The sequence below is a fragment of the Mycobacterium sp. genome, assembly GCF_049683355.1.
Lineage (GTDB): Bacteria > Actinomycetota > Actinomycetes > Mycobacteriales > Mycobacteriaceae > Mycobacterium.
In genome coordinates, this window is sequence record NZ_JBAUJB010000024.1 from 1 (window position 1) to 5,915 (window position 5,915).

Sequence of the window (5,915 nt, forward strand, 5' to 3'; positions counted from 1 at the left end):
CTGGTGATGGACCTGGAACGTCGCCTCGGCGAGCTGCTCTTCAAAGACTTTCTGGCGCTGCACTTCTCCCCGACCCGGCCGCCGGCCGAGGAGAGCGACGATCATCCGCTGATCGTCCTGGTCGCCGGCGAGATCGAAAAGGCGCAGGCGCGCGGCGACACTGCCGCCGACGTGACACCGATGAACAGCGCCATCTACTTCCTGCTCGGTCTCTACGCGTTGTTGATCACGATCGACGACCCGGCGGGGCGCACCGGTTTGATCGATGACTACCTGGCGCGCACGCTGCGCAGCATGCAGTAGCTCGGCTACCTCAACTGCCGACGGTCAACCCGACCTTCTGGAACTCCTTGAGGTCGCAGTAGCCCGCCTTGGCCATCGACCGGCTCAGCCCGCCGACGAGGTTCAGCGAGCCGAACGGGTCATCGGACGGGCCCGTGAGCACCTGCTCCAGGGAAGGCCGCTCGCCTGAGGCCACCTCGAGCAGCGCGCCGCGCGGCAACGACGGATGGGCGGCGGCCGCAGGCCAGAACCAGCCTCCCCCAAGCGCTTCGGCGGCCGAGGCCAGCGGCGTGCCGAGGACCGCCGCGTCGGCACCGCAGGCGATGGCCTTGGCCAGGTCGCCGGAGGTGTGGATGTCGCCGTCGGCGAGCACGTGGACGTACCGACCACCGGTCTCGTCGAGATACTCCCGACGTGCCGCCGCGGCGTCGGCGATCGCGGTGGCCATCGGCACGCTGATGCCCAGCACCTCGTCGCTCGTGGTGACCCCGCTGGTGGAGCCGTAGCCGACGATCACGCCCGCGGCACCGGTGCGCATCAGGTGCAGCGCGGTGCGGTGGTCGAGCACACCGCCGGCAACCACCGGAACGTCGAGCTCGGAGATGAACGTCTTGAGGTTGAGCGGTTCGGACTCCTGCGCGACGCGTTCGGCGGAGATGATGGTGCCCTGGATGACCAGCAGGTCGATGCCGGCCGATACCAGCGCCGGCGTCAGCGCCTGTGCGTTCTGCGGGCTGACCCGTACCGCGGTCGTCACCCCGGCCTCGCGGATCTGTGCCACCGCGGCCCCGAGAAGATCCGGATCCAGTGGCGCGGCGTGGAATTGCTGCAGCAGCCGGATGGACGCCGACGGGTACGGCTCCTTGTCCGCGGCCTCGAGCACCTGCGCGATCTTGTCGGCGACGTCGGGGTGCCGCCCGATCAGTCCCTCGCCGTTGAGCACGCCGAGACCGCCGAGCCGTCCGAGCTCGATCGCGAACTCCACCGACACCAGCGCGTCGGTGGGATGCGAGATCACAGGGATCTCGAACCGGTAGGCATCCAGCTGCCAGGCGGTCGACACGTCCTTCGACGAGCGGGTGCGCCGCGACGGCACGATGTTGATGTCGCCGAGTTCATAGGTGCGGCGAGCGGTCCGCCCCATGCCGATCTCAACCATGTCGCGCATATTCAGCTTCCGTTGAAAGGGCCGAGGGCCTCAGCGAGTGGAGTAGTTCGGGGATTCCGCGGTCATCGTGATGTCGTGGGGGTGGCTCTCCTTGAGCCCGGCCGCGGTGATCTGCACGAACTGCGCCTGCTGGAGCTGCTCGATGGTGGCGGATCCGGTATAGCCCATCGCCGCGCGCAACCCGCCGGTGAGCTGGTGGATGACCGTGGACAGCGGCCCGCGGAACGGCACCCGGCCCTCGATCCCCTCGGGCACCAGCTTGTCCTCGGAGAGCACGTCGTCCTGGAAGTAGCGGTCCTTGGAGTACGAGGTGCGGACGCCGCCGGCAGCGCCCCGCCCCTGCATCGCGCCGAGCGAGCCCATGCCCCGGTAACCCTTGAACTGTTTGCCGTTGACCAGGATCAGCTCACCGGGTGATTCCGCAGTGCCGGCCAGCAACGAGCCCAGCATCGCGGTGGACGCGCCCGCGGCCAGCGCCTTGGCGATGTCACCGGAGTACTGCAGCCCGCCGTCGGCGATCACCGGAACACCATAAGGACGACAGGCTGCCACTGCCTCCAAGATCGCGGTGATCTGCGGAGCGCCGACGCCCGCGACCACCCGGGTGGTGCAGATCGAACCGGGACCGACGCCCACCTTCACGGCATCGGCACCCGCATCCACCAACGCGGCCGCCGCCGCCCGGGTGGCCACGTTGCCGCCGACCACCTCGACGCGGTCGCCCACCACGGTCTTGAGACGGTGCACCATGTCGAGCACGCCCCGGTTGTGGGCGTGCGCGGTGTCGACGATCAGCACGTCGACGCCGGCTTCGGTCAGCGTCATCGCCCGCGTCCACGCGTCCTCACCGACACCCACCGCGGCGCCGACGAGCAGTCGGCCGTCGCTGTCCTTGGTGGCGAGCGGGAACTGCTCGGTCTTGACGAAGTCCTTGACGGTGATGAGCCCGGTGAGCTTGCCGTTGCCGTCGACGATCGGCAGCTTCTCGATCTTGTTGCGGCGCAACAGACCCAGCGCCGCTTCGGCGGAGACTCCCGCATGGGCGGTGATCAGCGGCGCCTTGGTCATCACCTCGGAGACCGGCTTGGACTGGTCCACCTCGAACCGCATGTCGCGGTTGGTGATGATCCCGACAAGTTGCCCGTCCTTGTCCACCACCGGCAGGCCGGAGATGCGGAACCGCGCACACATCGCGTCGACCTCGGCCAACGTGTTGTCGGGCGAGCACGTCACCGGGTCGGTCACCATCCCGGCCTCGGACCGCTTGACGGTCTCGACCTGCCCGGCCTGTTCAGCGACCGGCAGGTTGCGGTGCAGCACGCCCATGCCGCCGGCACGCGCCATCGCGATCGCCATCCGCGACTCGGTGACGGTGTCCATGGCCGAGCTCACCAGCGGCACCTTCAGCCGGATCTTGCGGGTCAACCGGCTCGACGTGTTAGCTGTGGCCGGGATCACGTCCGAGGCCGCGGGCAGCAGCAGGACGTCGTCGAAGGTGAGCCCCAGCATCGCGACCTTGGTGGGGTCATCACCGCCGGTGGGCACCGGAACGGCGAGGGGGATGCTGCTTTCGGCAAGCGACACGGATAAGCCTCCAGTAACAGGTGCAGCCAGGCCCGGGCACGGCCTGAAACCTCCATCTTATCGGCATCGAGCTCGCAGTTTCGGTTCCCCACCTCCAATGAACGATCGCACCACCTCCCTGGTCGGCGTGCCGCGGAAGCGCTGGCGCGATACCTGGGAGGCTGCGTAGTCTTGGAGTCGTGCGAGATCACTTGCCGCCAGGACTGCCGCCCGACCCGTTCGCCGACGACCCTTGCGATCCGTCGGCAGCGCTCGACGCCCTGGAGCCGGGTCAGCCACTGGACCCGCAGGAGCGCACCGCGGTCGAAGCCGACCTCGCCGACCTGGCGATCTACGAGACGTTGCTCGCCCATAAGGGGATACGCGGTCTGGTCGTCTGCTGTGACGAATGCCAGCAGGACCACTACCACGACTGGGACATGCTGCGCGCGAACCTGCTGCAACTGCTCGTCGACGGCACCGTCCGCCCCCACGAACCGGCCTTCGACCCGGAACCGGATTCCTACGTCACGTGGGACTACTGCCGCGGGTACGCCGATGCCTCGCTCAACGAGGCGACGTCGGAGTCCGACGGTTATCGCTGAGGGCTGAACACAGCCGGCGAGTCAGCCCGGAACCACCGGGGCCACACCCAGCGTGGTGGTGGTCGGCAGCGGCGCAGGTGTCGGTGACGGCACCACCGTCGGAGTCGGAGACGGTACCGGCGTAGTTGTCGACCTCGCCGACGGAGCCGCCGCACTCGGTGGAGCCGCCGAACTCGGCGAAGGCGCCGTCGTGGACAGCTGGGCGATGACCGACGTCGACGTGGTGGTGGTGGTCGACACCGGTGACCGACTGGTCGTCGGTGTGGGCGACGTGGACGGCGAAGTGGCCGACGGCGAAGTAGTTGTCGGCGGCGTCTCAGAGACCGGCGAGCTGGTCTCCGTCGGCGACGTGCTCGTCGCCGAAGTGCTCGTCTCCGAGGTCGCCGTCTCCGACGTACTCGTCTCAGAAGTCGTCTCAGAAGTCGACGTGGTGGTCTCCGACGTGGTGGTCTCCGATGTGGTGGTCTCCGAGGTTTCGGTGGTCCCGGGCAGCAGCGGGACGAGCGTGCCGGGGTCGAGTTCGACCACTGGCACCTCCGGGAAGACCGGCGGCGGTGCGCCCGGCTCGACGATGGCGGCCGGGTCCTGCGCTTCGACCTTCACCGTGAGCTCCTGCCACTGCGTGACCAGCTCCTGCTTGCTCTCGACGTCGTTCACCGTCGCCACGGTGGTGGTGATCGTCTGCAGCTTGTCCTGGGCGGCCTGCCAGTCGCCCTGCTCGATCAGCTCCTGCACCTGCGCCATCTCGGTCTGGGCAGCCAGGATCACCGCGTCGTCACGGGTCGTGGTCTGCTCACCGAACAGCATCGTCCGCAACCCGTACAGCGCGTCACCAGGCCCAGCCCCCGCAACCACGGCGCCGAAGCCGCCGAGGCACAACACCGCGGCGGCCGCCGAACCCACCACCGCCAGCGACAGCCGTCGGCCGCGGCCCCGCGGGGTGACACGGTCCAGCGCCTGCGCGGCCTCGTTCGTCGTCAGCAGCTCACCCATCGGCGTCTCGCGGACGTCGTCGCGCCAGCCTGCCAGCAGGTTCGCCAGTTCGGCTTCGCCGCGATCAGTCGCATACACCGGCTCCTGCGCGGCCAACGCGTCGAGGAACTGGTCGGTGCGGTTGATCTCGTTGAGGGAGGGATCACCCCCGTTGGAAGTCCAGCGTCCGAAGTCAGGCATGGTCCCGCCCCGTCGCCATGATCTCGGTCTTCAGCCGCGCCAGCGCGCGGTGCTGCGCCACCCGCACCGCGCCGGCGGTGCTGCCGACGGCCGTGGCGGTCTCCTCCGCGCTCATCCCGACAACCACACGCAGTATCAGGATCTCCCGTTGTTTGTCCGGAAGGATCTGCAGAAGTTCGTTCATCCGGGTCGACCGTTCGGACTCGATCGCCAGCTGCTCGGGGCCCGACTCGACAGACAGCCGCTCCGGGACCACATCCATCGGATCGGCCCGGTTGCGCCCGGCAGCACGATGGGCGTCAGCAACCTTGTGTGCAGCGATGCCGTAGACGAAGGCCAGGAACGGGCGTCCCTGATCCTTGTAGCGCGGCAGCGCTGTGATGGCAGCCAAGCAGACCTCCTGTGCGACATCGTCTGCTGAGAGTCCACTGCGCTCCGTGGTCCCCACCCTCGCCCGGCAGTACCGGACGATGACAGGACGGATGGTCTTCAGCACTTCCTGGAGCGCGTCCCGGTCGCCGGCGACCGCCTCAGCGACGACAGCGTCGAGATGTTCTCCCGAAATTGTCATCGTGGGCGGTATCTCCAGCGTTACGTCGGGGGCACTCCCCGCGTCGCGGGAGGTGGGTCTGCCGGTGGGCAGGTGGCCCCACCACAGGGTGCGGCTCAGCTAAACAATAACGACCGGACAGGGCACAACCGGGTTACCACGATCGCCACACGCCGCCCCGTCGGGTCACGGTTTCGACGCAGCTGTCGCGGATGGCCGCGATTTCGACGGGCGAATGCTGCCCGCTGCCGATATCGGCCAGCAGGCACGCCACCGCCCACCGCAACGGGACCAACCCGGATGCCCCGGCCGCCACCAGCACTTCATCGGCCTGTCGACGTGCCGCAGCGACGTCGCCGCTACTGCACCGCGCAGCGGCCAGGACCACCCCGGACTTGACGAGGTGGCGCGTCGACCCCAGCGTCGAGGCCAGGTGCAGTGCGTGTTCGGCATGGGCGACGGCGGCGCCGCCGTCGCCGCGGACCATCGCGAGTTCCGCCGACACCCACGCGAACCGCAAGGGCAGACGCGCCACCGGCGATCCCATGACCAGATCCGCCGCACGCTGCAGCGC

The 5,915-nt window shown here is 68.7% G+C and carries 5 protein-coding genes and 2 pseudogenes; 2 read left to right on the forward strand and 5 right to left on the reverse strand.

Going from position 1 to position 5,915, the window contains the following annotated elements; all coding sequences use genetic code 11:
• Window positions 1-303: pseudogene (locus WA944_RS01405) on the forward strand (TetR/AcrR family transcriptional regulator); the annotation flags it as partial.
• Window positions 304-313: 10 nt separating this feature from the next.
• Here WA944_RS01405 and WA944_RS01410 read toward each other — a convergent pair.
• Window positions 314-1,441: a GuaB3 family IMP dehydrogenase-related protein gene (locus WA944_RS01410; protein ID WP_526370210.1), complete on the reverse strand. Its 1,128-nt coding sequence runs from the start codon at window positions 1,439-1,441 to the stop codon at window positions 314-316.
• A 39-nt stretch (window positions 1,442-1,480) separates the two neighbouring features.
• On the reverse strand, window positions 1,481-2,959 hold the full coding sequence (gene guaB / locus WA944_RS01415) for an IMP dehydrogenase (RefSeq protein ID WP_526370216.1): 1,479 nt from the start codon (window positions 2,957-2,959) through the stop codon (window positions 1,481-1,483).
• Window positions 2,960-3,213: 254 nt separating this feature from the next.
• Between guaB and WA944_RS01420 the strand changes: the two genes are divergently transcribed.
• The gene (locus WA944_RS01420; RefSeq protein ID WP_159232913.1) at window positions 3,214-3,618 is read left to right on the forward strand and encodes a DUF5319 domain-containing protein; all 405 of its coding nucleotides are present in this window, start codon (window positions 3,214-3,216) and stop codon (window positions 3,616-3,618) included.
• A 21-nt stretch (window positions 3,619-3,639) separates the two neighbouring features.
• On the opposite strand, the gene WA944_RS01425 is transcribed toward WA944_RS01420, so the two are convergent.
• The 3 genes and pseudogenes from WA944_RS01425 to WA944_RS01435 form a co-directional block, all read right to left on the reverse strand.
• A complete protein-coding gene (locus WA944_RS01425; protein WP_526370208.1) occupies window positions 3,640-4,791 on the reverse strand; it encodes an anti-sigma-D factor RsdA in 1,152 nt (383 codons plus the stop codon).
• Complete coding sequence (locus tag WA944_RS01430; protein ID WP_526370206.1) at window positions 4,784-5,362, reverse strand: RNA polymerase sigma factor; 579 nt, start codon at window positions 5,360-5,362, stop codon at window positions 4,784-4,786. The genes WA944_RS01425 and WA944_RS01430 overlap by 8 nt, the downstream gene beginning before the upstream one ends.
• A gap of 133 nt (window positions 5,363-5,495) precedes the next feature.
• A pseudogene (locus WA944_RS01435) lies at window positions 5,496-5,915 on the reverse strand (hypothetical protein); the annotation flags it as partial.